General features: G+C 27.6%; 3 protein-coding genes. All 3 read right to left on the reverse strand.

Annotated features, from left to right (window positions below; translation table 11 throughout):
- Positions 1–79: 79 nt before the first annotated feature.
- Positions 80–514 carry a glycosyltransferase gene (locus RT52_RS16310; RefSeq protein ID WP_156028776.1) on the reverse strand — a complete coding sequence of 145 codons (435 nt, stop codon included), beginning with the start codon at positions 512–514 and terminating at the stop codon, positions 80–82.
- Positions 511–1,143, reverse strand: coding sequence for a glycosyltransferase family protein (locus tag RT52_RS04985; RefSeq protein WP_034815531.1), 633 nt, complete (start codon positions 1,141–1,143; stop codon positions 511–513). Before RT52_RS04985 ends, RT52_RS16310 begins: the two co-directional genes overlap by 4 nt.
- A gap of 75 nt (positions 1,144–1,218) precedes the next feature.
- Positions 1,219–2,997 (reverse strand): alginate lyase family protein (locus RT52_RS04990; protein ID WP_034815533.1); only part of this gene is annotated, 1,779 nt, incomplete at its 5' end.

The raw sequence follows: 2,997 nt of genomic DNA on the forward strand, positions 1-2,997 counted from the left end.
TGGCGTAGCCAAAAATCCTAATACAAGACTTACTATTGGACCTAAAGAGAATAATAAGAATTTTTTCATAAGAAATTAGTTAGATTACCCCTTTCCTGTTCATTATGTTTTCATATATTTTTAAGGTTTCTTTTAGACTTCCTTTATAAGTATAACTGTTTATTTCATTGTAAATATCCTTGTAATGATTCATCATATAACGCAATTCATTTTCTAATTCAAGCTCATTGCGATTAGAAAATGTTCGGCACCCTTTTGGTCGCATACAAACATCACTGGCTATTACTGGAATGCCCTCACTAAGACACTCTATAACAGATAAACCGAAACTGTCTGAATAATTCGGCCTTAAGAGAACATCGATTTTATTTCGAAAAATTTCTGGTTCCACTCCATCTTCAATTATCTCTATATCATCTATTACGCTTTGAGGAACTACTTTTAAAATTTCAATTACATATGATTGTCCTATTAGATCATCTTTAAAATCTAGTAAGGATAAAACTAATTTCACATGCGGAAACTGGCTTTTAAATTACAAAAAGATTTTATACATATATCTAGACCATAAAGATCTTTATTTTCAAAAAATCTTACAGCACCATTCCATCCAAAAGTCAAACTCCTTTGTTCACTTATTTTTTTGGCTGGCTTATTAGTACCATTTAAACTCTCAATATATGGAGAAATCTCTACAATCTTTTGATTAGAACTAATATATCGACTAAGTTCTTTAAATTCTTTATTTCCTACTACTAGATTCAAATCTACGTAATTAATTGCTTTTTTAAATATAAAAAACCTCAACTTGTTAAATTCTTTTGGATTATATCGAACACTATGGTGTGTTAAAATCAATTTTGTTTTTGTAATTTTTTTTAGAAGGCCTAAAACAAAAATGTATTTATAATTTTCGTCATTAGAATGAATGATTGCGTACTTTTTTATTAAAGTATGCCAAATTATAGATTTGATGTTACTATTTCCTTCATTCACCTCCCTATTATCACTTTTGTTCAACAAGTATAAATCAATACTGTCTTTTCCATAAATTTCACTCAAACTTTTATACAGTTTTTTAAAATAAGTTGCCCTTCCTCCATATGGAGGAGGAAGAATTCCTATCATAGCGATTTTTTTCATAATAAATTCTGACTCCTTCCATTTTTATTACAAATTAAAATTGATACAAATAGTAATGGGTTTTTTACCAATTTTCTATAAGGCTGTTATTTGTAAAGTATGATTTTCTAGAAATCCTGATATGTTTATCGCATAAGTATCTTCTATGATTCCATAAGCTTTACTGTAAGTTGCTTTATTCAATATTAACTTTTGTTTAGAAGAACTAATATTTAAAGTTTCATTACCATTCTTTAAATTTAAAGAGTAATTGTTGACTATTTCTACTTCAACATTTGGATGCAATAAAAAATTTAAGTTAGGATGGTACTTAATGTTACTTATTTTTGTTTCCACTCTTTTTAATTCATCATAAATTTTCAGCATTTTTTTTTCATTATTAACTTCAAATTTCCTTGAATGTATTCTTCCTATATCTTTATATCCATAATGCTCACCTTCAAAGGTTCTTTCGTCATAATACTTACATAAAGAATTAGTCTTTTCTTTAAGTTCAAATAAATAAATTTCATTGAAATTGTTTTGTTCAATTACTTTATCGTCCTCTTTTAAAAATAAAGTGTTATGAACTGAAGTAGTCTTATCTTTAGATCTCATTTGTACATTCTTTGTATAATGATATGTCCCAGCATCCACAAAAAAATTTTTACCTCTATAAGTTAACTCAAAACTCAACTGATCATTGTGACTATGCACACCTAAACCACCGAAGGATAATTGACCGCATCTAATGTATATGCAAAAATCATTGCACTTCAGGTTATAATAGCCCCCTTTTTCAAAAAAATTATTAATAGAATCACTAAAATATATTCTAGACTCATTATTCTCTTCATCTTTATAAAAATATTTTCTACAAGGACTAATTCTCAATCCTAATTCATAATAATAAGGTGTTATAATTTTACTAGTCAGGTGTTTATCCATACTAAAATAATCAGAAAATATAAGAATTCTTCCGCTATCATTATCTCCGAATAGAGGTAGAAGACCATCATCTTTGGTCATTGAAATCAAATAGTTGATATTCATCTTCATATCGTGCCAATAACTATCATCTAAATTCATATTGTTTTCTTTCAACATTATCATAGTAAGAAATACCATTTCAGAAGTTAATTTATGATAGGCTGGAGCTCCTTCGTAGTTACTTCCATCATCAAAATATTGAGTTTTAATTTCCTTTTTAAACTCACTAATTCCGAGTGAAATCCATTTAGATACTTTTGAATCTTCTCTGTCAAAATATAAGCTAATCCAAATTAAACCCATGATATTAGACATATAATGATTACCAGTAATACCGTTGGAATTCTCTAAATTACCATAAATAAATTCACCATGCTCATAAAGTGATTTTTCAATAATTTTTTTTTCTTTGTTAGGTAAACAATTATAATTATTAAAATAAATCAAACCAGTTATTATGTTTAGTGATCTAATTGCTACTTCCATTGCACTTGTCCAATTCACACCCTTTTTATAAGGATTTTGTTCAATCCAATCCATAAGCTCATCTATGAAGTATTTTAAATAAACTGGGTCTTTCTTAAAAAAGTATGCCCTCCCAAGTGTAGGAATATGTTGCAGTCTAGATTGTTCCCAAACATATTTAACATCTGAATTGTCTTTCAGATCGACAACCTTGATTCTTTTATAAAATTTATCCGGATATACCTTTCCACTACTCAAATCTTTTTTCCATTCAGAGAGATTCGTATCAAAAATATTATTTAAAATACATCTCTTTCCTTGGATTATTTTATTTGCATCAATTAAAATATTTTGTTCTATATCTCCAAAAGAATTATCTTCATAAAAAAAATTGGGGAAACTAAAGTTCTCGTTAACATT

It is taken from the genome of Exiguobacterium alkaliphilum 12/1, assembly GCF_000714435.1.
Classification (GTDB): domain Bacteria; phylum Bacillota; class Bacilli; order Exiguobacteriales; family Exiguobacteriaceae; genus Exiguobacterium; species Exiguobacterium alkaliphilum.